Below are 24,699 nucleotides of genomic sequence, written 5' to 3'. Positions count from 1 at the left end.
CCTGCGAGGTCCACGAGTATCCGCATGGACTAGTTTCGTTGACTAGTCGCGGCCTTCGGGACACTGGCGCCTTCTTCGGCTGCCGCGCCTGCGGTCACCTCACTCGACGAAATCGGAACGTCAAGAGCTTCTCCTGCGACGGTTGTCAGAAGCGCTGGAATGTAGACGCGGATGGGGGAAATTGTCCTCATTGCCTGCAGGAAGGAGGCCTACAGCCTAAGGGCTGGCGTGCCATTTTGGTCCAGGAGTTGGTAGAGCTCCAGGGCCGGCTCCGTGCCGTCTTGAGGCCTGTCTCTGCAGGCGACCCCGTCTGTCTCGATGACTCCATGATGCTGCATGAAGCGCTGGCCATCGGGATTCCACCGGGCAAGGAGACCAAGCGACTTCTTGACAACGGGTTCGTGAGGTGGAGCGACCTATACTCGCGTCGGCAGGCTGAGGTCCTTGTCGATGGTTTGAGAGCTGTGGCTGCACTGGACTGCGCAACGACCATCAAAGACCGGCTGGTGTTCTCGCTGCTTGGCGCTGCCGAAATGCCAGCGTTCCTCAGCCGGTGGGACCGGTTCAACCTCAAGCCGTTTGAGGGGATGGCGAACCACCGCTACACCCAGACGACCCTTGCGGTGGAATGCAACCTTCTGTCCCCAGTGGGAAGGGGCACGATTCCGCGCCGCCTTGAGGCGGCCACGCGGGCGCTCCAGTGGTTCATTGACTCGCGACAGCGGCCTCCGAAAGTTGAGACAACGGTCCCCGGTCGCCGTGGTCGAAAGAAGACCGACTGGGACGTGCTCGTAACCACAGGTAGCAGCGTCAAGCAGGCGCTGCAAGCGGGTTCAGTGAGCGTCGTCGTGACAGATCCGCCTTACTTTGACGATGTGCAGTATGGGGAGCTGGCAAGACTATTCCATGTCTGGCTGACGATTTATGACCCAAGTATTACCGTCGACGAAAGCGCCGAAGCTGTGCCGAACAACACGCGAGGCGTCTCCTCCGCCGACTACGAAGCAACGATTGCAGCATGCCTAGCTGAGAGCAGGCGAACGCTGAAGGCAAACGGCCGGCTTATCCTCACGTTTCACAACAAGAAGGTCGCTGCTTGGCGAGCACTTGCCGGCGCAATTGCCAGAGCCGAACTCAAGGTGACCGCTCTAGCCGCTGTGCTGGCGGAAAACCAGGGCGACCATTGCAAACGCAGCGTTAACGCAATGCTCCACGACTTGGTCATTGAGTGTGCGCCGGTAACCGCGTCTCGGCTGGCCAGGCCATCGCTTGAGTTCAGGCCAAAATCGTGTGCTGAGAAGAATCTTGCGGCCATGGGGTTGGCGTTGGCCGATTGCGTGGCCGCTTGCGAGGCGATCAATATCGGTATTGCATACCGTGCCCACCTCAAACGTCTTGGCGTTCGTAAGCGGCTCATCGAATAGCGATGTGGGACGGTGCAATCCGGTTATCCACCCAGCGTGTCACTGACGCGCTTTTGCATCGCAGCATTCTGCCTCAAGACGCACTGGCATTCGAGAAAGTCAGCGGCGCGATTGCAGTGCGAACCGCGTTGCGACTACCGACTGGTGAGCAAAGCCTGCTATTCGCTGTGCCCGAGGCAACTGCATCAACAGCACGCCACATCGTGGCGGCTCTGCTCGTCGGAGACTACGCGCACACAAACGCGCAGGGGCAAGTGCCTCAAGCCGAGGCCAAGCACATACTCCGGGGGGATATCGTCCTTGTCACACAGGCCATCTCTAACGGCAAGGCTCGGCTTGAAGAACTGTCCGTAGGTAGGGGGCAGCGACTTTCTGACCTCTGGGAAATCACGACGCTCAGCAGGTATACCGCGGCCAAGTCTACTAAGCCAAGGGTGTTTCTGACTAACCCCGGCTGGCTTGAGAAAACCATGGGTGGGCGGCGGTTCGGCGCAGTGGTCATCGACGCCTCGCACCCGAGCACCTTCGTTCAACTGCCGCAGTTGATGCGGACCGCCATGGGATGTACATCTCTGCGTATTGGGATTTCTCCACCTCCGGCTGAGGAGATTCTGGGCGCATGCGGATACCCATCAAAGCTGCAGCTTTGGCTGTGGGACTCGCAGGCGAAGAGTGATGCGGAGACTGTCGTCGAAGCGAGAGATCCCCAGTGCCGTGCCAACGGCGACCGCCACCTGTGGGTTTGTGACTCGGACGCGGAAGCGGCACAGGCGCTGGCGGAGGTTTACCGGTGGCTCACGACCGCAGCCCGAGCCGCTGAAGGTCGCAGCTATCCAGGGCTGCGGCAATGCTGGGGGCTGTACAACCGCCTGCGCCAAGTGGCCGTCCCACTTGCACACCTTGAGCAAGTGTCAGCCTCAACTTGGGCGGGCAACTTACGACAGCGCATAGCTGAACTGGAGAGCGTCAGTGGCCATGGCAGCGTTGCGTGGGATACAACATGGCCACACCTCGTTGCTACGCTCAAGTTGGCATACGAAATGCTTCTGAGGCGGGAGGAAACCGCGAAATTCTGGGGTGTAGCAAGCAACCTGGAGGCGTTCCTGGCCTCAACCACTCCCCACCTCCGCGTTGTAGCTGGGTCAGAGACAGAAGTCACTCTTTTGGCTCCCGCACTCGAGTCTGTAGTCGACGGGTTCTCCGAGGCGCTTGCATCGGGCAGAGTCGAGTTTGTCACCGGCAACAAAGAGGCAAAGTTGGTTGCCGAGGGTGATGTCTGTCCGACTGTACTATTGGCTCCTAGAACGAACGGGCATCGCTACCTCGATGTATTCCCATCCGTGCGTGTTGACGAGTTGCTTTATCCACACGAGGTCGACATCGAGCGAAGCAACCAAGTGCGAATTCACGCTGCTTGGGCCCCGAGAGTGCAGGACGAAGCGCGCGTTCGCTTCCTCGAGCCATTTGGCTTCAACGCCTTATCGTCGGCTGTTCCGCGCCCCTCCGTTCAGCCTCCCGCAGTTGTCGTTCGCAAGTCCAGCGGGCATGTGGTTTCGTTGGTGAGCAGCGCCGAAGTGTCGGGTGAAATCGACATCGAAGCGCTGGTGGACCGCACAGGTGCAGACCTGTTTGACGGTTACAAACCAACGGTGTTCGCCTCCACGGGTACCGCGGGCCCTATCACCGAAGTTCTCTTCGCCAGTGGCGAGCGGCGTCAGTTCTATCGCGGGCAGAAGCTAGACATCTATCTGTCGGAAACGTCGCGCATCGAGCGCCACCTGGCGTGCGAAGTGCGAGCGGGGTGGCAGGTCATAGCTTTCGTCGATGGCCCGTACGACGGTCTCTTCCGGCGGCTTGCCGATGTCGTCAGCTCTCGCCTTCCTTCTTCCGAACGCGTTGCCCTGGAGTTGTGGCGCCAGGCGAAGGAGCACCTGGTCGCGAGGTTCGAGAGCAAGCGCGAGCTCTATGAAAAGCTGGTGGCGCAGGGGCTGACATCTAGCTACGGAACTTTCATTAGCTGGGTCAGCGATGGCGACGAGGACATCATCGCCCCACAACAGTTTCATGAGTTCAAGGTGCTTGCCTCCGAGATGGACACTTATGCCAGCTCGAAGGTAATGATGGAAAGCGCTTTCAAGGCAGTTCAGCACGAACGTGGACGCAATCGGAAATTGGGCCGCACGCTTCGAACGTTCCTCCGAGCGGTGGTTTCTGGCGATGGTTACGAGGAGGCCCTCGCCGGTGCACGCACGATTGACACAGCTATCGCCGATGTATTCGCCGCGGTGGAAATTCTCGAGGTTGAATCAGTTCGCGAAAAGGAAGCATGATGACTGAGAAGAACACGTACAGTCCCACGTATGCTGACGAACTTATTATCTCACGGCACTTCGTTCAAGTGCTCGAACAGCGACTTGCCGGCCGAGACAGTGTGCGTCGAACTAATGTGAACCCGTTGGATTGGTGCCACCTCGGTGTCATTGGACCCGCGAAGCTGCAGAATGCCCCTGTGGAGTTGGACGCGGCAACCCTCGAAGCCGAAACTACCACCGACTACTCTCCTGAGGCCAAGGTTGGCAGCTCTGCTCTAGCGGTTGGCGCCCAATCGACCCATCCGTTGACCGAGGCACGTGCAGGAGCGCCACCAGCGATGGTACAGGAGTCGGAGGACCCAAAGGCGACCGAGAAAAGTGATGATCGTGAGGGTACACGCCGCCCACCCTCTGCCATTGGGTTCGAGGCTTTGGTTCAACCCGGCCCAGACGGCGCCATTACGCTAACGCTCAGCGCACAGTTTTGCATCTTCACAAAGCACTTGCCTGACTTGGCAGAACAGACGAATGTCCTCGACGTTGGGGCATCAGTCGGAGCGCCATTGGCTGAGGTCGTGCAGCGATGGCCGATTGATCTGCAAAACGTCGTGTTCAAGATTCCTTCGGCTGGCGGCACGTTGAATGATGAAGGCGCCGTCCAACGACTACTCGACGACACGCTTGAACGTGCATTTGCTCGCTCTGATGCAGAGCGAGCTTTTCCCGGGACCCGCCCGAAGGTCTCCGAGCTGGACATCAAGACGCCTGAAGCATTCCAGGCTTTCCTGGCTTCAAGACTCAATGCCTCCGAGGTGGAGACGTGGCATCTTAACGCGTCGCTTGAGGTCCGAGCGGTGCCACGACCTGACGGCAAGGTTCGAATCGGCTGTTACTTCAAAAATGATACGCCTGAAACACCTCCGTTGACTAAGGGCAAGGGGCTGAAGGACGCCTTCAAGGTCATTAGTGACGTGCGCATCGATGCCAAAGTGAACGGCCAACTCTGTCCAATCGAAATTCTGCCGGTGCCGCAAGATTACCAATACGACCGACGTGTGTGGGCCGTTGGACACAACACAAGCGTAGTCACCGACAACGAGGTGGGTTTGATTCGAACTGCGGCTTTGGCAGTGTTCGAGCAGCCGCGCATCATGACTCGCGACGTAGTGCCCGCCAAGTTTGCCGCGTTGGCGAGGAGCCCGTTCGAGACGCTTCAGGTCATTTACGAGGCCATGGTCGAGTACGAAAAGGATTGGCAGAAGCGCATTCTCGACGGCAACGAACTGAAGCTGGACCCAGCCGCGATGGTCGAATGCCAGCGCGACCACTCGGGCTTCAAGGACGAGATTCGTCGCTTCGCGTGTGGTGTCGCTGCCTTGCGATGCGATGAGCGTCTGTTGCGGGCGTTCCAGGCGGCTAATCGCGTGTTCGACAAGCTCGCCACCGGATATAACTCGTGGCGGCTTTTTCAGCTTGTGTACATCGTGACTCAGCTGCCGGCGTTGGCAGTTCGTGAGAACCATGTGCAGGGCGAGTTCCCTGCGGGTGCCAAACGAGAGTGGAAGGACGCGCTAGACTGGGGTGACGTTCTCTGGTTTCGCACTGGGGGCGGTAAGACTGAGGCGTACCTTGGCCTCGCTTGCTGTGCGATGCTCTACGACAGGTTGCGGAACAAGCGCTTTGGCATGACTGCTTGGTTGCGCTTTCCGTTACGCATGCTGAGCATTCAGCAGTTGCAACGCGCGATGCGCGTGATTTGGGAGACCGAGGAAGAGCGCAAGCGCATTCTCGGTGAGGAGGCAAGCCAGTCAGCACCGCTGCGGCTTGGCTATTTCGTCGGTAGCACAACAACACCGAACAGTCTGTCAGTTGAGTTCCTGAGCAACCTCACGACCGACGATAGCCTTGAGCGGATGCGCGCGGTGCCCGACTGTCCCGCATGTGGCGGGCGTGGAACGGTCAAGACTCACGCTGATATTCAGAGCATCCGTTTTCGCCATGTCTGCGCCGAGTGCAAAACCGAGCTTCCGCTGGATGTATCGGATGATGAGGTGTATCGGCATCTGCCTGCGCTGATCGTGGGAACCATCGACAAGATGGCCACGGTCGGCCAGCAGCCTAAGTTTGGATTGCTCTGGGGCGGTGCAAAATGGAAGTGCCCCGAGCACGGCTACGGCTTCGGCGAGTACTGTTCGGCGTTCGGCTGCAAAGTGGACAAGAAGCTGCGCCGGACGGTAAAGCCCTACGATCCCGCGCCTTCAATCCACATCCAAGATGAGCTGCATCTACTGCAAGAAGAGCTTGGCGCGTTCTCGGGGCACTACGAAACACTCATCCGCTACTGCGAGAGGACAGTAGGCGGTTTGCCGTCGAAGGTCATCGCGGCTACAGCGACCATCGAAGGTTTTGAGAACCAGGTACGGCACCTGTATGGCGTGAAAGACGCGAGGCGCTTTCCGGGGCGAGGATACGACCGGATGAAGAGCTTCTACGCAGTACCAGATCAAGACGCTGAGGGCCTGCCGAAGACGGCTCGAATCTTCGTCGCGTTCAAAAGCCCGTCACTCTCACCTGCAGACGCGTCGGCCTTCTGTTCCGAAATCCTCCACGCCGAAATCGGCCGACTCTTCGCCAAGCCCCACATCGCTCTGGCCATTTTGAAGGACGCCAAGACGGACGACGACGTGGAAGCGCTGCTGCGCCACTACTCAACAACGCTGAACTACGTGGGCAGTCTCGCAAAGGGCTCGCGCGTGCGACAGGCGCTGGACGCGGTGGCGTCCAAGGTGCGGCCTGGAGGGCGTGACCTGAACGTCGAGTATCACTCCAGCCGTTCCTCAAGCTCGGAGGTCGCGGACGTCGTCCATCGAGTGGAGAGCCCACCAGCATGGTCAGACGAGAGCTTTCTCGACGCGCTGGTTGCGACGAGCATGATTAGTCACGGCGTCGATCTCGAGCGCATCAATTTGATGACGATGGATGGAGTGCCTGAGGAAACTGCCGAGTACATCCAAGCGTCTAGTCGAAGTGGCCGACGTCACGTCGGCCTCGTAGTAGTCGTTCTGAGCGGCTTCTCATTGCGGGCAAATAGCATCTACCAGCGCTTCATTGAATACCACCAGCACCTCGACCGTATGGTCTCCCCGGTGCCAGTCAACCGATTCGCTAAGTACGCCGCGGAGAGGACATTGCCGGGTGTTGCGCTAGGGGTTATTTACGGCACTCACGTAGCGCAAACGGGCAGTTCGAAGCTAAATAACCGTGCGGACGTTGTAGAGCTGCTCGACAGGCAAGGTCCGGCCTTCCTGGACGAGCTTAAGAAGGCCTATTCCCTTGGGAGCAGCGTGTACGACGAACGCCTCGAGAAATCCCTGGCAGATGTCATAACCGAGCAGTTCGGGCGGGTGGCGATGTCGATTCGCAACAGCACGGAGAAGAAGGTCAAGGACGCTGTGCGGCCTGTGCCTATGACTAGCTTGCGCGACGTGGAGGCTGGCGTCCCGTTCTGGCCCGACCACTGTGACTCTCGATTGCTTACCTTCGTCCAAAAGTCCAAGGACTGACCATGGTCAACAAAGGTTTCTCACGAGGTCAGACTCAGGTCCTGTTCCGGCACCTCCCCGAGGCAATCTTCGAACACGACGACTACGGTCTGTGCAAGGTGACGCAGGTTGCGCTCGGAGATGTCGAAGTGAACCGCGACGCGCTCTTCGATGCGATGGCTGACGCTCTAGCGATGTGGCCGGCCGACTTCGCGACGAAGTATCCCGATATGAGAGATGCATCTCGCAGATCGTACTACGCCGTAGGATCTCCCCGGGAGGTTCGATTCACGCCATATCCTCAGGTCTTTCGCTGCCGATTGTGCGCAAGAACTGGGACGTTTACCGACCTCATAAAGCGCGGCGCATCCGCCGTGGGGCGCTGTAGTTGTGGGGGACATCTGAATCAGATGCGCTACGTCCAGGCTCACAACTGCGGGCGTCTCGAGGAACTCTTCGTTCCTCCACAGCGGTGTCCCGCCTGCGGCAGCGGTGCGGATCTGGCGTTTTATGACCCTGGCCGAGTCAAGCAGGCGCGCTGGTACTGTGCGAAGTGCAAAGCCGACATTCAAGCACTGCGCATGACACCCTGCAAATGCACTTACAACCAATCGTTGCCGCCGGGGCAACGAGCTGAGAAATTCCTGCGCGTTGTACCCACGGGCGACCCATCGCTCTACATCCCCCACACCGTGGCCTTCGTCAATTTTCCTGAAGACGACCAGGGGCGGTTGCGAGCCGCGCCTGATGCCTTGCAGCTGATGCTGGCCAGGACATGGGGCCTGTTGCATGATGGCGTCTCCGATACCGTTCGCGAGCGAGCGAGCCTGGGCAATCCGGAGGATGCCGACATGACAGCGTCTATTGTCGAGCAACTCCGCAAGCTCCAGCCGGGTAATCCGATGGTTCTTGAGTATGACGCCAAGAAGCAGCAACCGAAAGGGCAAGCCGAAATCGACCGAGTCAACGAGCTTCTCAAAGCTTGCAAAGTGACGCCGACCGGTGTTCCACGGCGATGGCTGGTCGAGCACACGACACTATTGGACAAAACCGACATCAGTTCTATCGCGAACGTCGCTGGTATGCTGCGGCGGTCAGGTGACGAGGCTGGCGCCCTGGACATCGAGGAGGGCCAGCGCAAAGCATCCGAACTGCTCGGCATCAGCAACATTCGGGTCGTCAACGACTTCCCGCTTGCCCTCTGTGCATACGGCTACACCCGGACAGCGCGGGACCCTTCTCGAACGGTCATTACCCCATTTCCAGTCGATGAACGGAGTCGGATTCCCGTGTATGCCATTGCTGCTGAGACCGAAGCGCTCTGGTTCGAGCTTAACCCTTTGAAAGTCTACGATTGGTTGCTTCAGAACGGCATCATCAGTGGCACTGGGCCTGCGTCACGCGAAGAAGCGTGGGCCCGCTTGTACGCAGAAGTGCCTGGTCTGCGCGAGGCCCCGCATGAGCCGGTTTACAACCAGTTGGCGGCGGTGGCTGTCCGTACACTGATTCACACCATGAGCCACCTCTTTCTGAGGCGTATCGAGTGGAGCGGGTTCGCTCCGTCTAGCGTTGGCGAGTACCTCATCCCCGGATCGCTTTCGTTCATCCTGTACACCAACCGCCATGCAGAGACCAAGATAGGTGGTTTGACGACGTTGTTTGAGCAACGCCTGAACACATGGCTATGGGACGCTGTGCAGTCAGGTCGCGAATGCGTCTATGACCCCATCTGCGAGGACGATGGCGGGAGCTGCGCAGGCTGCACGCACCGCGAGCACAGTTGTATCAGCTTCAACCGCGAGCTCTCTCGCGCGACTGTCTATGGCGGCCCAACGCCCCAGTCCAGCGTGTTCGAGGGGGCGAAGCTTGAGTATGGATACTGGAAAGACGCATGGAAAGCGGCGCCTGTTGAATGATGACCATGACTGCGATATCAGAGCGCATCCAGCGCCCTGACGGGGTTCAACGGCTAGGTCAAGCGTTGTGGATGATGGTCGGTGAGCGCATCGGATCACACGAGGACTTGCTCTGGGCCAACTCCTTGCTCGGTTCGGGCGGTGAACACGCCCTTTGGCAAACACTATTGGATTGGCGTTGCTTGAGTGGAGAAGGTCAGTTGCTCGCGCGCCCGTTGGCAGCCTTTCTGTGCGCAGTATGGGAGGCCACGCCGGAGGTTGGTGTGTCTCTTCTTTGGACCCTGCCCGACGGACTGCAGATCGACGGTATCAACCCCATGGGATACGCCCAAGGCCTTCGATCTCTCATAGGGAGCTCGCGAGAGCGGCTGATGCTCCTTGCGCCGTACCTAGAGAATCAGGGCGTTGGTCAGCTGCAGGACGAGTTGCTCGGGGCATTGGCCAGGGGGGTGCTGGTGATCTTCGTGACGCAGGATGCGAACTCGCTTGGGTCGTGGGCGTCAGCTTCGCTGGAATCGCTTCGGCGTGAGGCACGTGGACTACCGGGTCACCTCTTTGTGTACTCCGCGCCGGTCACCGCACCGGTTCTGCTCCATTCCAAGCTCATTGTGGTCGATGGCGTGACCGCCACAATTGGCTCGGCCAACCTGACGGGCAACGCCTTGCGTCGGAATCTTGAAACCGGAGTGCTCGTAGGCGCCCAGCAAGCGATTGAGATTGAACGTGTGGTTCGAGGCGCCATCGAACTAGGCCAAGTGCGTCTCGTGTTTTCAACCTCGGAGCCGTCATAACTGAGAGTGCCTTTAGCAACTCGGAAGAGTTGCCACGGCCCTGCCACTCTGGAGCAGAAGATCCAACGACGTTCGGCTTTCAATGTACAGTGGCCGCTCAAGCGAACCTCCTTAATAGCGACTAATGGCCGAGAGCGGTCCTTTTCAAGTACCCGATTTCTCCCCAAAGCAACCGCCTCCACCCTGCTTCGCCACCCATATCGTCGCGCCCCCGCACGTCACATCTTCCTCTACATATCGAACCACCGCAAAGCCATTGGCACGCAGCAATTCCTGATACTCACTCGTATCCAAGCTGCCGTGATAAAGAGGCTTGCCCTCGAACTGGCCGATAGCCTCACCCAAACGAGTCCCGCTGGTAAACATCAGAACCGCACCCGGCGCCGCCAGCCGCCGAAAGGTAGCGAACATGGGCCGTTGATCTTCAGGGGATAGATGAAAAAAACTATGCCAGGCCAGCAAACCATGGAATGACCCTGTGACCGGCATCTGCCGCATATCCGCCGCAATCCAGCGTTGCTCTGGAAACGACTCACGCGCACGCGCGAGCAATGGCAGCGACGTATCCACCCCGGTTACCCTGCATCCGTTCTGAATAAGGTAGCGCGCCATCGGCGCACCGCTGCCGCAGCCGATATCCAGCACATCCGGCTGAAAGCCGGGAAGCAGCTCCAAGAACCGGTTCAACCAGGCACGTTCGATGAGTTCATGGTTTCTATTTTTCTCGAACGCAGCAGCATGTTCCCGGTACAGGGCAATGACGTTGTCAGCAGGAGATTTGGACAACACGGCACTCCGAAAACTTGAGCACGTGACGCGTTCAAGCATATCAGAGCCGCCGCTACTGCCCTCCCCCCGCCCCTACACCACCGACCGATGCCGCTCGATGCAGGTCCTCAAAATCGTATCGGTATCAAGCTCCCACCACCGATACGAAAATATCTCCACTTCACTAAACCCCGCGAACCCCTGCGCCTCGACCCACCCCCGCGCCTTGGGAATCTCGATCACGCCATCCCCCATCATGCCCCGATCGTTCAGCAGATCAGTGGTAGGCGTAAGCCAATCGCAAACATGAAAAGCCAATAGCCTTTTCTGCCCTGCCCGCTCGATCTGCGCCTGCAACTTCGGATCCCACCAGACGTGATAAAGATCCACCGCCACGCCAATCTCCCCACTACGCGACGGATCCAGCAGATCGCACACATCCAGCGCCTGTTCCAGCGTATTGATGCACGCCCGATCGGCGGCATACATGGGATGCAGCGGCTCGATGGCGATGGGCATCCTGCGCTCTCGCGCATACTCCAGCAATTGCGCGATGCCTTCGGTTACCTGCGCCCGAGCGCGAGTGATATCGTGGTACTCAGCCTTGCCCTGCAAACCCCCGGGCAACCCGCCAACTACCAGCACCAGGCAGGCGGCGTTCAGTTCGCAGGCCTCGTCCACGGCCCGGCGGTTGTCGTCGCGCGCCCGCATCAAACCTGCATCATCCGACGCCGTGAACATGCCGCCCCGGCAGTAGCCGGACAGGGCCAGTCCGTGGCTGCGCACGGCGCGCGACACTTCTTTCAGGCCTTCGGCCGCGACCTGGTCGCGCCACGGGGAAATGGCGCGCACACCATGGCGCGCGCAGGCGTCCAGGATGTCCAGCAGCGGCACTTCCTGGCCGCGCGATTTGCGCACGGTGGCCGTGTTGATGGACATCCAGTCATGATCCTGGGAAAAATCTCGCATGGGGCTTAGTCTCCATCCACGCCGTGCATAGCCAGCAACGTCTTCATCCTGCCCACCGCCAGCTCGGGCTGCTCCAACAACCCCGCCGCGTCCGCCAACCTGAACAACTCAGCAAAGTGCTGCAGCGACCGCGTGCTCTGCTGCCCGCCCACCATCGCGAAGTGGTCCTGGTGGCCGTTGAGCCAGGCCATGAACACGACGCCGGTCTTGTAGAAGCGCGTGGGCGCGCTGAAGATGTGGCGCGACAGCGGCACGGTAGGCGCCAGGATCCGGTTGAAGGCGTCCGCGTTACCCGCCGCCAGTTCCGCAAGCGCCGCGCTGGCGGCCGGCGCGATGGCGTCGAAGATGCCCAGCAGCGCGTCGCTCTGGCGGTGGTTGGGCAGTTCGCCCTGGCCGTCGCCGGCGATCAGTTCGGCATAGTTGAAGTCGTCGCCGGTGTACATGCGCACGCCGGCCGGCAGGCGGCGGCGCATGGCGATTTCCTTGTCCTTGTCCAGCAGCGAGATCTTGATGCCGTCGACCTTGTCGGGGTGCGCGGCGATCACGTCCAGCGCCGTCCGCATGGCGGCATCCACGTCGCCGCTGCCCCAGTAGCCCTTCAGCGCGGGGTCGAACATGTCGCCCAGCCAGTGCAGGATGACGGGTTCGCGGGCCTGGCTCAGGATGCGCTCGTAGACGCGTTCGTAGTCGGCGGGGCCGCGCGCCACGCGAGCCAGCGCGCGGCTGGCCATGACGATCAGCCGGCCGCCCAGGCCTTCGATGGCGGCCATCTGTTCTTCGTAGGCGCGGATCACGTCGTCGATGCTTCGGGCGTCCTCGGGTGCCAGGTGGTCGGTGCCGCAACCCGAGGCCACGCGCGTGCCCGGCACGTCGCGGGCGGCGTCCAGCGATCGGCGGATCAACTCAAGAGACGTCGGCCAGTCCAGCCCCATGCCGCGCTGCGCGGTGTCCATGGCTTCGGCCACGCCCAGGCCCAGCGCCCACAGGCGCTGGCGGTAGGCAATGGTGGCGTCCCAGTCCACGGCGCATTGCAGCCACGGGTCGATGGCCGCCAGCGGATCGGCCACCACGTGCGCCGCCGAATAGGCGATGCGATCGAACTGCGCGCCGGCGGGCGGCGCCTGGAACGGCGCGCGGTCGCGCAGCGCGTACCGCCGCAGGCCGCCGGCCGTCGGCAGGTTGATGGACAGGCTCATCGCTGGGCTCCGACGTCCAGCCGGGGCACGTCCACCCAGCGCCGTTCCTTCCAGCTTTGCAGCGCGGCCTCGACCAGTTGCACGCCCTTGGCGCCCTCGGGCAGCGTCCAGCGGTACGGCGCGTCTTCCACCACGTGGCGGATGAAGTGCTCCCACTGGATCTTGAAGCCGTTGTCGTAGGCCTGGGTGTCGGGCACTTCCTGCCATTGTTCGAAGAACGGCATGGTCTGTTTCACGTCCGGGTTCCAGATCGGCTTGGGCGTGTTGACGCGCGACTGCGTGCGGCAGTCGGTCAGCCCCGCCACGGCCGAGCCGTGCGTGCCGTCCACGTGGAAGGTGACCAGGTCGTCGCGCCGCACGCGGGTCGTCCACGAGCTGTTCACCTGCGCGACCACGCCGTCCGCCAGTTCGAAGGTGGCGTAGCAGGCGTCGTCGGCGGTGGCCTGGTAGGGCTTGCCGGCTTCGTCCCAGCGCGTGGGGATGTGCGTCTTGCCCAGGCAGGACACGGCCTGCACTTCGCCGAACAGGTTGTCCAGCACGTAGCGCCAGTGGCAAACCATGTCGAGGATGATGCCGCCGCCGTCCTTGGTACGGTAGTTCCAGGACGGCCGCTGGATGGGTTGCAGGTCGCCCTCGAACACCCAGTAGCCGAACTCGATGCGCACCGACAGGATCTTGCCGAAAAAGCCCGCCTTGTTCAGCATGTCCAGCTTGCGCAGGCCCGGCAGGAACAGCTTGTCCTGCACCGCGCCGTGCTTGAGGCCCGAGCCTTCGGCCAGCCGGCAGATCTCCACCGCCTCGTTCAGGTTGGTGGCGATGGGCTTCTCGCAATACACGTGCTTACCGGCGCGGATGGCCTTGGCCAGCAGCGTGGGGCGCATCTGCGTCGTGCCGGCGTCGAAGAACACGGAATCGTCCGGGTTGGCCAGGGCCTGGTCCAGGTCCGTGCCCCAGCGCGGGATGTCGTGGGCCTTGGCCAGGGCTTCCATTTTCTCGGCATTGCGGCCGACCAGGATGGGGTCGGGCATGACCTTGTCGCCGTTGGACAGCGTGACGCCGCCCTGTTTGCGTATGGCCACGATGGACCGGATCAGGTGCTGGTTCATGCCCATGCGGCCGGTCACCCCGTGCATGATCAGGCCGAGTCGTTGTGTTGCCATGCGTGTCTCCGTCGTCGACTGTGTGCGGGTCTGCACTTAATTCACCATTTGGTGAATAGTGACGATATGGCCGGCGGATGTCAACGGCGGGAACGAAATACGGGCAGCGGGAGAAACCCTAATCCGTGTCAGACTGGCATGATTCCGGCTCTGGCCGGACAGGCTCGATCAGGGAGAAACATGCAAAGCCCCCCGATACCGATGGAAATCCGCGGCCAGGTGGCCCTGGCCCGTGCCGTAATCGAACGGCATCTGGCCGGCACGCTGGCGGCTATCCACCTGTACGGCTCGGCGCTGGATGGCGGCTTGAAGCGATACAGCGACATCGACCTGTTGGCGGCCGTGCGCGCGCGCCTGCCCGAGGCGGTGCGGCGCGATCTGATGCGGGATCTGTTGACGGTCTCGGCGCCCGTGGACAGCGGCGGGCCACGGCGGGCGCTGGAAGTGACCGTCGTCGTCCTGGAGGACGTGGTGCCCTGGCGCCATCCGGCCAGGCGCGAACTGCAGTTCGGCGAATGGCTGCGCCAGGACCTGCTGGCCGGCGTCGTCGAGCCCCCGGTCCTGGACCACGACCTCGCGATCCTGTTGACCAAGGCCCGGCAGCACAGCATCGCCCTGGTTGGCCCGCCGGCCGCGTCCCTGCTCGACGCGGTGCCGCCGCGCGACTTCCGCACCGCACTGGCCGATACCCTGGCGCAGTGGAATACCGAAGAGGATTGGGAAGGCGACGAACGCAACATCCTCCTGGCCCTGGCGCGCATCTGGTACAGCGCCGCCACCGGCCGGATCGCGCCCAAGGACGTCGCGGCAGCGTGGGCGCTGGAACGCTTGCCCGACGACCATCGCCCTACCCTGGCGGCCGCGCGGGCCGCCTACCTGGACGGGGAACAGGATGGCTCTGTCGACAGCGAACGGGTCGCCGCCTTCATCCGCTACGCCCGCCCGGAAATAGAAAGCATCCTGGCGGAATCCTCCTTGCGCGATCCCGGATAAAAAAAGGCGGCCCGCGATGCAGGCCGCCCAACACAGGCAACAACGACAACGAAAAAAGAATCAGCCGGCCACGGGGGCTTCCTTGCCCTCGACCTGGACGCGGAAACCCGAGCGCACGTTGGGCCAGTAGTCCCAGATCGCCTTGTGGTGCGTGCAGCGGTTATCCCAGAACGCGATCGAATGCGGCTCCCAGCGGAAGCGGCAGGTCCACTCGGGCTTGTTGCAGTGGTCGACCAGGAATTTCAGCACGCGTTCGCCTTCCAGCCTGGGCAGCTCGTTGATGTGCGACGTGAAGTCGGTGTTCACGTAGATCAGCTTCTTGCCGCTTTCGGGGTGGCGCACGATGACCGGGTGCGAGGAAATCGGCGTGCCGGGACCGAAGACGCGCGTGCCGTCATGGGTGGCGGTCAGGCCTTCCAGGTAGGCCTTCATCCGGGGCGACAGCGCCTCGTAGGCCGCGTACATGCTGGCGAACATGGTGTCGCCGCCGCCGTGCGGGGGCACCGTGTGGTTGTACAGCATGCTGCCCAGCGGCGGGATGGCCGCACACGACTGGTCGCTGTGGAAGTTCTCGCCCGAGATCTGCTTGGAGGTCTCGTCGTAGTGGAACTTGCGCACCAGCGGATTATCGGTGGTCTTGCTGATGGTGTTGACGCCGACGTGCTTGCCCAGCGAGCCGAAATATTCGGCCGTGCGGATCTGGTCCTCGAAACTGATTTTCTGGTCGCGAAAGAAAATGACCTGGTATTCGATGAACGCCGCGTGCAGTTCCTTGACCTCCTGGTCGGACAGCGGGCGGGTCAGATCGATATTCCCGATTTCCGCGCCAATATGCGGGGATATGGGTTTGACCGTTATGGCTTCATATTTCATGATGTTTTCCTGATTCCGCAAAAACAAACTACCGGCAACCCCGGCGGCCACCGGTGCCCCGGTCGGCATGGATAGAATCATCTCCCGCGGGCCGCGATCCTGCTAGCCCCCAGGGCGACTAGTTGTTATGCAATTTTCGCATTACTCAGGCAGCGGGTTCGCTGCCGACCAGCGTTTCCGCCGCGGTTTGCCGCAGCAGGTCCACGGTCTTGGCGGTCAACAGTGTGGGCGGCCGGCGGCTGTGCGTGACCAGCCCGATCACCCCGCCCACCACGGGTTCGACCAGCGGACAGATGCGCAGGTCGGTGCCCGGCATGCCCGCCCGCACCAGGTTGTACGGCACCACCGCCGCGCCGAAGCCCTTGTCGACCAGCGCCACGATGGCCTCGACGCCGTCGATCTCGAAGGCGATGTCCAGCACGATGCCCTGCCGCGCGGCTTCGGCCTCGACCAGCATGCGTAGCGGATGCGGCTCGGACGGGAAGATCAGCCGGTGTTCGGCCAGGTGGGAAAACGCCAGCGGACGGCTCTCCTGCCCCGCCTCGGTCTTGCGCAGGATCAGGCACAGCGGCTCGCGCACCAGGGGCTCGATCTCGGTCAGGGTGGAAACGGCCGGGTCGTACATCAACGCGGCGTCCAGCTTGTCGGAGATCAGGCGCTCGTACAGCGTCATGCTGAGCGCCTCGACGATGGTCAGCCGGGCCAGCGGGAAGCGTTCGCTGAAGGCGCGCACCAGCGGCACGGTCAGTACCCTGCCCAGCGACGGCGGCATGCCGATCACCACGCGGCCGGTGATCTCGGTTTCCGAGCGCGACAGTACCTGGGTGGCGGCGTCGAGCTGCTGCAGCACGCTGCGGGCGAACAGCAGGAACTGCTCGCCCGCATCGGTCAGCACGATGCCGCGCCCGTGGCGGTGGAACAGGGTCTTGCGCAGGTCCACCTCGAGCTGGCGGATCTGCCGGCTCAGGAAGGGCTGCCCCAGGCCCAGGGCCGCGGCGGCCCGGCTGAAGCTGCCGTGCTCGGCCACGCGGACGAAGTATTCGAGCTGCTTGAAATCCATGGTTTTCGATCTAACAGAAATGCAGTATTCGCATAGCTTGTTGCTATCTTCCAGCGAAGGCGGCGATTTGGCAAGAAGCGCTTGACACCATTCGACACGCGCTTATAGTGTGTCACCTATTAACCATTGGACCATACACGAAACACGACATTCGGTTTAAACACCACATATCGTGATCGTTTTTTTCGTGCCGGTCCCGTGGACCGCGCCAGCCATCCCCGGTTTGCGCGGATTATCAACGGAAGAGACATCAATATATTCCCGCCCATATGGCCGGAATAACCCGCATTTATCCGCCCCGAATCGGCGGGATATCTTCTTCCTTCGTTTTTTCGTCCAGAGAGCATTCACCATGGTATTGAGAAAATACGTGCTGCGCGCCTGTGTCGCCGCCACCTTCGCATCCATCGGACTGTCGGCGGCCCACGCCCAAGGCTATCCGACCCGCCCCGTCACCATGGTGGTGCCCTTCGCAGCCGGAGGTTCCTCCGACATCCTCGCCCGCGCCTTCGGCGCCTCGCTGGCCGCCCGCCTGGGGCAGCCGGTCATCATCGAGAACAAGCCCGGCGCGGGCGGCATCATCGCCTCCGACTACGTCGCGCGCGCGCAGCCGGATGGCTACACGCTGCTGTTCGGCACCATCGGCACTCACGCCATCAATGCGGTGCTGAAGAAGACCCTGCCCTTCGACGTCGCCAAGAGCTTCACCGCCATCGGCCGCCTGCAGGACGGTCCGCTGGTCCTGGTGGTCAACCCCTCGCTGCAGGTCAAGAACCTGCAAGGCCTGATCGACTACGCCCGCGCCAACCCGGACAAGCTCTCGTACGCCTCGGCGGGCATCGGCGCCATCTCCCACCTGGGCGGCGAACTGTTCAAGTCGGAAGCCAAGGTGGAGATCGTCCACGTTCCGTACAAGGGCGGCGGCGCCGCCATGCCGGACCTGTTGGGCGGACAGGTCCAGCTCATGCTGGAAACCATTCCCAACACGCTGTCCTCGGTCCGCGCCGGCAAGCTGCGTGCGCTGGCCATCAGCAGCGACAAGCGCTCGGCCGCCCTGCCCGACGTGCCCACCTTCAAGGAAAGCGGCCTGAAGGGCCTGGACGTCACGACCTGGACCGGCCTGTTCGGCCCCGCGAACCTGCCCGCCGACATCGCCTCGCGCCTGAATGCCGAGATCGCCAAGGTCGCCGCCGATCGCGACTACATCGCGCGCATCGAGCAGACCGGCAGCGAAGTCGCCAAGCCCATGACCGGGGAACAGTTCGCCGCCTTCGTCGGCAGCGAGGTCACGCGCTGGCGCAAGGTGGCGCAGGCCGCGGGCGTGCAGCCGGAATAAGCCTAGCCCGGAACGTCGCCGCGCGGCCCGGAGGCCGCGCGCGGCTCCGCCCGGGCCGAGGCGGCCTGCACGGGCACGGCCTGGGGGGACAGGGATTTCATGCAGGCGGCGTAGTCGGCGTCGACGTCGGCCAGCGAGGTATTGCCGCCATAGATTTCCGAGACCAGTCCGATGAACCAGGTCCGGGTCTCGACATCGTCGATGTGCGAGTTGGAAAGCACGGCATCGATCGTACGCTGGGCGGTCCATCCCATGTCCCGCAGCCGGACGACGATCTCCTTCACGTCACGACTGGTCACGCACTCCTCCTGCCCCGAAGTCGTTGCACCCGCCCGGTCGTAACCGTTCATGGTGCACCCCATCGTCACAGCGGTCGCGAGCCCCGCGAGCACCGTTCTCATGGATTCCGCAGTCCTTGTAAATTTTATCGTTGTGTGGCCAGCGGCAAGCATATAGAAGCACGGCCCCGAACTCCACAACGCCGCGAAACTCTTTGCGTTGCGCGCGACATGGCCGCGCCGGCGCAACCGCCCTGTTAAACCCGGAAAAAACCGCAACGGCGCTGTAACCCCTGATGGCCGGGCATGCGGCTAAGCTCGACAGAAATCGGAACGGACTCCGCCATGCGCATTCCCCCCACGACGCGCGAGACCCGCCACACTGCGGAAACCCATCTCAGGGCCGCCGTGCATCCGCTGCGTCCGGACATCCCGGCCCGGGCCATCACCATCGAGACCGACGAGCGCGGACTCTGGAGCGCCCAGATCTTCGGCGTCGAGCAGTCCCTGCAAAACCCCGGGGAATCCCTGCAACGGGAAGTGATGGACCGGCTGTCGCAATGGCACCCCATCTACGAACACGAAGAAATCGCGGCGCTGCTGACCACCCTCAAGATCATCGCGCCCAAGGCGGGGCTGGCCATCCCGCCCGGAGCCCTGAAGCTGATCGAGCTGCCCGCCGGCGTCCTCGTGCTGACGCTGAACGACGTTCCGGTCGTGGCCTCCGAGGACCCCCTGCACCTCCTGTCCCAGGCCCTGGTCAGCCTGCGCGCCGCGCAGGACGCGGCGCGCTGACCGGCCCCCCGGGCATCCCCCAGCATCTCCCCAAAGGCTTCGGCTGGTATCATGATGCTTCCCGCCCGTCCAGGGCGGGCCAGCAACAGGTGAAGCATGTTCCCAGCACGACTCACAGACGGCTACCGCTCTTTCCTGGGCGGCCGTTTCAACGACGAGCGCACCCGCTACAAGACGCTTGCCGAAAAGGGCCAGAAGCCCGAAATCATGGTCATAGGCTGTTGCGATTCCCGCGTGGCCCCGGAAGTCATCTTCGACGCCGGCGCCGGCGAGATCTTCGTGGTCCGCAACGTCGCCAACCTCGTCCCCCCCTACGAAGGCATCACCCAGCACTATCACGGCACCAGCGCGGCGCTGGAGTTCGCGGTGCAGTCGCTGCGCGTCAAGCACATCGTCGTGCTCGGCCACGCGTTGTGCGGGGGCGTCTCGGCCTTCGCCAACAGCGCCGACCCGCTTTCGCCCGGGGACTTCATCGGCAAATGGATGCAGCAGATCGCCCCGGTGGTCGAACGCACCGTCCCGCCCGGCGAAAACCCCGGCATGTACATCCGGCAGCTGGAACTGGCCACGGTCGAACACAGCCTGAACAACCTGATGACCTTCCCGTGCGTGCGCATCCTGGCCGAACGTGGCCAGTTGCAGTTGCATGGGGCCTACTTCGGCGTCGCCACCGGCGTGCTCATGGTGCGCGACCCGGCCACCGGCGAGTTCCATCCCGTCACCGAAGGCCCCATCCCGCTGGACTAGGGCAACAATTTTTACGCAACGTCATCGGGCATCGGCGGTCCAAGCGGTTTGCACCGCGCACGGCCGCTGCGCATGGAGCCTGGACCATGATGTTACGTATTGCCGCCACGGCGCTGTTGTCCCTGTCCCTTCCCCTGCTCGCCCACGCCGCCGGCACCGCCCGGCTGGCCGGACTGGACGACCGGGGGCAGCCTTTTTCCGCCTCGGTCGAATACGCCGGCAACAACCTCAGGGCCGCCTCGCCGCAGAGCCCCAACAACTACCTGCTGGCCCGCGGCGACAAGATCTACGCCGTCAGCCGCGTCAACGGACAGCAGGTGGTCATGGAAGCGGCCGACCTGATGCGCATGGCGGGCGGCCTGATGCCCAGCCCCACGGCCGCCCTCGAGCAGGTCAGCGCCATCGTGTCCCTGCAGCCGACCACGCGCAGCGAGACCGTGGCCGGATTGGGCGGCACCGTCTACGTGCTGACCTATGAAGACGGCCGCCGGCAGCGGCGCACCGAGGAGCTGGTCCTGACCTCGGCCCCCGCGGCCAGCGAACTGACCACCGCGGCGCTGAAACTGGGCCGCAGCCTGGCCTCGCTGTCGGGCACCCTGCTTCCCCCCGGCGCCGACGATCTGGCGCGGCGCCTGCAGGCGGACCGGCTCGGCCTCCTGCGCTTCGGCGACCGCTTCAGGGTGGAGACCCTGGACGACCGCGCGCCCCAGGCCTCGCGCTTCGAATTGCCCGGCGGCTCGTTCCAGATACCCGACCTGCGCGGCCTCTTGCCCGGCCTGGGCGGCCGCTAGGGCACGCAAACCGCGCGGACCCGGCTAGAATGCCGGGATCCGCACGCCTGCCCGAGCCCATGCCCCTTCCCGTCCTGCCCTTCCTGCGCCACGGGAACACGGAGTCCCCATGACACGCGCCACGAGATTCGGCGTGGCCACCATCGTCGTCGGGATCGCCGTCCTTGGCCTGAAATACCTCGCCTACCGGCTGACCGGCAGCATCGCGCTGTATTCCGACGCGCTGGAAAGCATCATCAACGTGGCCACGGCCGTCATCACCGTGGTGGCCCTGTCGGTCAGCGCCATTCCCGCCGACTCCAACCACCCCTACGGCCACAACAAGGCCGAGTACCTGTCCGCGGTCCTGGAAAGCACGCTGATCGTGTTCGCCGCGCTGGCCATCCTGCGCGAAGCCTACCAGGGCTTCCTGAACCCGCGACCGCTGGACGCGCCGGTGCTGGGCATGGCGATCAACCTGGGCGCCACGCTGATCAACGGCGTCTGGGGAGCCTTGCTGATGCGCTACGGGCGCCGCTGGCACTCGCCGGCGCTGGTCGCCGACGGCCGCCACCTGTGGACCGACGTGGTCTCGTCGATAGGCGTGGTGATCGGCGTGGCGCTGGTGGCGCTGACCGGCTGGACCCGCCTGGACTCCATCATCGCCGGCCTGGTGGCGCTGCACATCCTGTGGTCCGGGTGGCAATTGATGCGCGACTCGGTGGGCGGCCTGATGGACGAGGCCCTGCCCCGCGAAATCGTCGACGGCGTGCGGCGGATCATCCACGAACACGGCACCGGGGCGCTGCAAGCCCATACCCTGCGCTCGCGCCGCTCGGGCCCCCGCGTCTTCATCGAATTCAATCTGGTCGTGCCCGGCGCGATGCCGGTAGGCGCCGCCCACGCGATCTGCGACCGGCTGGAAGCCGCCATCCATGGCTACATCGAAGGCAGCTCCATCGTCATCCACATCGAACCCGAACAACAGGCGGTCGCCTCGCCCGAGGTCCGCATCAGCTGAGCCCCACGCATCATGTTCACTTCCCCTCCCGATTCCCTCTCCCATCCGGCCATCGTCGACGCCACCCGCGCGTGGCTGGAGAAGGCCGTCATCGGCCTGAACCTCTGTCCCTTCGCCAAGGCCGTCCACACGAAGGGCCAGATCCAGTACGTGGTCAGCGACGCGCGCGACCCCGACGCGCTGCTCGAAGAACTGGGCGCATGCCTGCGCACGCTGGCGCAGAGCGACCCGGAACAGGTCGACACCGTGCTGCTGATCCACCCCTGGGCGCTGGCCGATTTCTACGACTACAACGAGTTCCTGGACGAGGCCGACGCCGCCGTGGAAGCGCTGGGCCTGGAAGGCGAGATCCAGGTCGCCAGCTTCCACCCCGACTACCAGTTCGCGGGCACCGGCGCCGACGACATCGAGAACTACAGCAACCGCTCGCCCTACCCCACCCTGCACCTGCTGCGCGAGGCCAGCGTGGACAAGGCCATGGAGGCGTTCCCGGAAGCCGAGAGCATCTACGAACGCAACATCGAGACGCTGCGCGAACTGGGCCACGAAGGCTGGAAGAAACTGGGACTGTAGGGCGCCGCGCGGATCTCAGTCCTCGCTCACGCGGCCGCGCATCCGCTTGACCTCGCCGTGCCGCACCTTGCGCTGCAGGCGGCGCTGCTGCGATCCCTTGGTGGGCCGCGTGGCCTTGCGCGGCTTGGGCGGTTCCGCCACCGAGGCCAGCAGGGCCGTCAGGCGTTCCAGCGCGTCGGCCCGGTTCTTTTCCTGGCTGCGATAGGCCTGCGCCTTGATCACCACCACGCCGGCGCTGGAGATGCGCCGGTCCGCCTTCTGCATCAGCGCTTCTTTCCACGCCGGCGGCAGCGACGAGGCGGCCAGGTCGAAGCGCAGGTGGACCGCGCTCGACACCTTGTTGACGTTCTGGCCGCCCGCCCCCTGCGCGCGGATCATCGTGAAGACGATCTCGTCTTCATCGATGGCGACGCCGGGGGCCAGGGGCAGGACGGGCATGGGCGGCCTCAGTGCGCGGCCGCGTCCACGCGCATGCCCAGCCGCCGCAGCAGGTCGCGGTCGGCCTCGGCCTGCGGGTTCTCGGTCACCAGCAGCTTGTCGCCGTAGAACATGGAATTGGCGCCGGCCAGGAAGCACAGGGCCTGCAAGGCCTCGTCCATCTGTTCGCGCCCGGCCGAGAGCCGCACCACGGCCTCGGGCATGGTGATGCGCGCCACCGCGATGGTGCGCACGAACTCGAACGGATCCACCGAGGCGTTGTCGGCCAGCGGCGTGCCCTGCACGCGCACGAGATTGTTGATGGGCACGGACTCCGGATACGGATCCATGTTGGCCAGCTGGACGATGAGCCCGGCCCGCTCGCGGCGCGATTCGCCCAGGCCCACGATGCCGCCGCAGCAGACCTTGATGCCGGCCTCGCGCACCCGGCCCAGCGTATCCAGCCGGTCCTGGTAGGTGCGCGTGGTGATGACCCGGCCGTAGAACTCGGGCGAGGTATCCAGGTTGTGGTTGTAGTAGTCGAGCCCGGCCTCGCGCAGTTGTTCGGCCTGGCCGTCGCGCAGCATGCCGAGCGTCACGCAGGTCTCCAGGCCCAGGTCCTTGACCGCCTTGACCATGTCGGCCACCGCGTCGACCTGGTGGGGCTTGGGGCTGCGCCAGGCCGCGCCCATGCAGAACCGGGTCGCGCCGTTGTCCTTGGCGGCCTGCGCCGCTTCCAGCACCTCGTCCAGCGGCATCAGCTTCTCGGTCTCGACCCCGGTGTCGTAGCGCGAGGACTGCGGACAGTACGAGCAATCCTCGGGGCAGCCGCCGGTCTTGATCGACAGCAGGGTCGACAGCTGGATGGCGTTGGGATCGAAGAAGCGCCGATGCGCCTGCTGCGCCTGGTAGAGCAGATCGGCGAAGGGCAGCTCGAACAGCGCCAGCACCGCATCCACGTTCCAGGATGCGCAATTGCGGCGAGATGTAACAGCGGCGGCCGCGTTCGCGACGACGGGATCAGCTTGCATGGGAACTCCTACACGGGGGATGGCGCGGCTCGCGGGCCGTGGCCAGCGCACATGGTAAGCAAGCCGGGCGGTCGCATCAAATATTCAAAATCCGTTTTTTGCATCAAAAATCGGCGAACTTGCCGTGTACACCCTGATTTTGGATGAAGTCGCGGCCAACATGACGCCTACGCCTGTTGCAACTTCGCAGGATTTTTCGGGTAAGGTGCCCGGACCTCGCCGCGCAGTGGCCGCTCTCGCCCTGCCCTGCGCCGACTGTCATCATCTGCGGCCGGACTTGCATTTCTGCTCCAAGATTGCTTGAATGCCGGCTCTGTGCATAGGCAGGCGGCCATCCGGCCGGTCTGCCGATATTTTTCAAGGAGTACGCATGCGCACCAAGAAGGAACTGATCGACGCTCTCGCCGAGCGCACCCAACAACCGAAGAATGTCTCCGAAGCCTTCATCGACGCACTGGGCGATGCCCTGCGCGACACGCTGGCCAAGGGCGACGAGGTCGTGCTGCCGGGCGTCGGGAAGTTCTCGGTGAAAGAAAAAGCCGCCAAGACGGGCCGCAACCCCCGTACCGGCGAAGCGATCCAGATCGCTGCCCGCAAGGCACCCGCTTTCAGCGCCGCCAAGGTCTTGAAAGACGCCGTCGACGTCAAGTAAGCGTCGCCGCCACGCGCACCTTCCGCCTGGCGCGGCGGTGCGCGCCGAATCAGTCTGCCTTACACTGCAGGAATC

The 24,699-nt window shown here is 63.3% G+C and carries 22 protein-coding genes; 13 read left to right on the top strand and 9 right to left on the bottom strand.

Features of this window, described 5'->3' with window-relative positions:
* Positions 1 to 326: 326 nt before the first annotated feature.
* From EGT29_RS12505 to EGT29_RS12485, 5 genes are read left to right on the top strand one after another with little or no spacing between them, the layout of a single operon-like run.
* The gene (locus EGT29_RS12505; RefSeq protein WP_124689309.1) at positions 327 to 1,424 is read left to right on the top strand and encodes a hypothetical protein; all 1,098 of its coding nucleotides are present in this window, start codon (positions 327 to 329) and stop codon (positions 1,422 to 1,424) included.
* 2 nt (positions 1,425 to 1,426) lie between these two features.
* A complete protein-coding gene (locus EGT29_RS12500) occupies positions 1,427 to 3,754 on the top strand; it encodes a hypothetical protein (RefSeq protein WP_124689308.1) in 2,328 nt (775 codons plus the stop codon).
* The gene (locus EGT29_RS12495; RefSeq protein WP_124689307.1) at positions 3,751 to 7,299 is read left to right on the top strand and encodes a helicase-related protein; all 3,549 of its coding nucleotides are present in this window, start codon (positions 3,751 to 3,753) and stop codon (positions 7,297 to 7,299) included. The genes EGT29_RS12500 and EGT29_RS12495 overlap by 4 nt, the downstream gene beginning before the upstream one ends.
* A gap of 2 nt (positions 7,300 to 7,301) precedes the next feature.
* A complete protein-coding gene (locus tag EGT29_RS12490) occupies positions 7,302 to 9,194 on the top strand; it encodes a hypothetical protein (protein ID WP_124689306.1) in 1,893 nt (630 codons plus the stop codon).
* Positions 9,191 to 9,985, top strand: a complete 795-nt coding sequence (locus tag EGT29_RS12485) for a phospholipase D-like domain-containing protein (protein WP_124689305.1) — start codon at positions 9,191 to 9,193, stop codon at positions 9,983 to 9,985. Before EGT29_RS12490 ends, EGT29_RS12485 begins: the two co-directional genes overlap by 4 nt.
* A gap of 144 nt (positions 9,986 to 10,129) precedes the next feature.
* On the opposite strand, the gene EGT29_RS12480 is transcribed toward EGT29_RS12485, so the two are convergent.
* The 4 genes from EGT29_RS12480 to EGT29_RS12465 form a co-directional block, all read right to left on the bottom strand.
* Positions 10,130 to 10,771, bottom strand: a complete 642-nt coding sequence (locus tag EGT29_RS12480; protein WP_238160384.1) for a class I SAM-dependent methyltransferase — start codon at positions 10,769 to 10,771, stop codon at positions 10,130 to 10,132.
* 75 nt (positions 10,772 to 10,846) lie between these two features.
* Positions 10,847 to 11,722: a sugar phosphate isomerase/epimerase gene (locus tag EGT29_RS12475; RefSeq protein WP_124689303.1), complete on the bottom strand. Its 876-nt coding sequence runs from the start codon at positions 11,720 to 11,722 to the stop codon at positions 10,847 to 10,849.
* A gap of 5 nt (positions 11,723 to 11,727) precedes the next feature.
* Complete coding sequence (locus tag EGT29_RS12470) at positions 11,728 to 12,918, bottom strand: dihydrodipicolinate synthase family protein (RefSeq protein ID WP_124689302.1); 1,191 nt, start codon at positions 12,916 to 12,918, stop codon at positions 11,728 to 11,730.
* Positions 12,915 to 14,078, bottom strand: coding sequence for a Gfo/Idh/MocA family protein (locus EGT29_RS12465; RefSeq protein ID WP_124689301.1), 1,164 nt, complete (start codon positions 14,076 to 14,078; stop codon positions 12,915 to 12,917). The genes EGT29_RS12470 and EGT29_RS12465 overlap by 4 nt, the downstream gene beginning before the upstream one ends.
* A gap of 180 nt (positions 14,079 to 14,258) precedes the next feature.
* Here EGT29_RS12465 and EGT29_RS12460 point away from each other — a divergent pair, with 180 nt between their 5' ends.
* A complete protein-coding gene (locus EGT29_RS12460; protein ID WP_124689300.1) occupies positions 14,259 to 15,071 on the top strand; it encodes an AadA family aminoglycoside 3''-O-nucleotidyltransferase in 813 nt (270 codons plus the stop codon).
* A gap of 60 nt (positions 15,072 to 15,131) precedes the next feature.
* On the opposite strand, the gene EGT29_RS12455 is transcribed toward EGT29_RS12460, so the two are convergent.
* Entirely contained in the window at positions 15,132 to 15,944 is an 813-nt protein-coding gene (locus EGT29_RS12455; protein WP_124689299.1) for a TauD/TfdA family dioxygenase, read from the bottom strand.
* A 145-nt stretch (positions 15,945 to 16,089) separates the two neighbouring features.
* Positions 16,090 to 17,004: a LysR family transcriptional regulator gene (locus EGT29_RS12450; RefSeq protein WP_124689298.1), complete on the bottom strand. Its 915-nt coding sequence runs from the start codon at positions 17,002 to 17,004 to the stop codon at positions 16,090 to 16,092.
* A 352-nt stretch (positions 17,005 to 17,356) separates the two neighbouring features.
* On the opposite strand from EGT29_RS12450, the gene EGT29_RS12445 reads away from it, so the two are divergent.
* Positions 17,357 to 18,340, top strand: coding sequence for a tripartite tricarboxylate transporter substrate binding protein (locus tag EGT29_RS12445; RefSeq protein ID WP_124689297.1), 984 nt, complete (start codon positions 17,357 to 17,359; stop codon positions 18,338 to 18,340).
* A gap of 2 nt (positions 18,341 to 18,342) precedes the next feature.
* On the opposite strand, the gene EGT29_RS12440 is transcribed toward EGT29_RS12445, so the two are convergent.
* Complete coding sequence (locus EGT29_RS12440) at positions 18,343 to 18,639, bottom strand: hypothetical protein (protein ID WP_124689296.1); 297 nt, start codon at positions 18,637 to 18,639, stop codon at positions 18,343 to 18,345.
* Positions 18,640 to 18,963: 324 nt separating this feature from the next.
* On the opposite strand from EGT29_RS12440, the gene EGT29_RS12435 reads away from it, so the two are divergent.
* The 5 genes from EGT29_RS12435 (at position 18,964) to EGT29_RS12415 (ending at position 22,524) form a co-directional block, all read left to right on the top strand.
* A complete protein-coding gene (locus tag EGT29_RS12435; protein WP_124689295.1) occupies positions 18,964 to 19,413 on the top strand; it encodes a hypothetical protein in 450 nt (149 codons plus the stop codon).
* 96 nt (positions 19,414 to 19,509) lie between these two features.
* Entirely contained in the window at positions 19,510 to 20,160 is a 651-nt protein-coding gene (locus EGT29_RS12430; protein ID WP_124689294.1) for a carbonic anhydrase, read from the top strand.
* A gap of 86 nt (positions 20,161 to 20,246) precedes the next feature.
* Positions 20,247 to 20,951: a hypothetical protein gene (locus tag EGT29_RS12425; protein ID WP_124689293.1), complete on the top strand. Its 705-nt coding sequence runs from the start codon at positions 20,247 to 20,249 to the stop codon at positions 20,949 to 20,951.
* A gap of 109 nt (positions 20,952 to 21,060) precedes the next feature.
* Positions 21,061 to 21,951: a cation diffusion facilitator family transporter gene (locus EGT29_RS12420; protein ID WP_124689292.1), complete on the top strand. Its 891-nt coding sequence runs from the start codon at positions 21,061 to 21,063 to the stop codon at positions 21,949 to 21,951.
* A gap of 12 nt (positions 21,952 to 21,963) precedes the next feature.
* Positions 21,964 to 22,524 carry a DUF1415 domain-containing protein gene (locus EGT29_RS12415; RefSeq protein WP_124689291.1) on the top strand — a complete coding sequence of 187 codons (561 nt, stop codon included), beginning with the start codon at positions 21,964 to 21,966 and terminating at the stop codon, positions 22,522 to 22,524.
* Positions 22,525 to 22,539: 15 nt separating this feature from the next.
* Here EGT29_RS12415 and arfB read toward each other — a convergent pair whose 3' ends face one another.
* Together arfB and bioB are read right to left on the bottom strand one after the other, a co-directional pair.
* Positions 22,540 to 22,962: an alternative ribosome rescue aminoacyl-tRNA hydrolase ArfB gene (arfB, locus tag EGT29_RS12410; protein WP_124689290.1), complete on the bottom strand. Its 423-nt coding sequence runs from the start codon at positions 22,960 to 22,962 to the stop codon at positions 22,540 to 22,542.
* 8 nt (positions 22,963 to 22,970) lie between these two features.
* Positions 22,971 to 23,972: a biotin synthase BioB gene (gene bioB, locus EGT29_RS12405; protein WP_124689289.1), complete on the bottom strand. Its 1,002-nt coding sequence runs from the start codon at positions 23,970 to 23,972 to the stop codon at positions 22,971 to 22,973.
* A 370-nt stretch (positions 23,973 to 24,342) separates the two neighbouring features.
* Between bioB and EGT29_RS12400 the strand changes: the two genes are divergently transcribed.
* Positions 24,343 to 24,624, top strand: coding sequence for an HU family DNA-binding protein (locus tag EGT29_RS12400; RefSeq protein WP_124689288.1), 282 nt, complete (start codon positions 24,343 to 24,345; stop codon positions 24,622 to 24,624).
* Positions 24,625 to 24,699: the final 75 nt, after the last annotated feature.

Source organism: Pigmentiphaga sp. H8 (assembly GCF_003854895.1).
Taxonomy (GTDB): domain Bacteria; phylum Pseudomonadota; class Gammaproteobacteria; order Burkholderiales; family Burkholderiaceae_B; genus Pigmentiphaga.
This window is presented reverse-complemented; position numbering and strand designations above follow the sequence as displayed.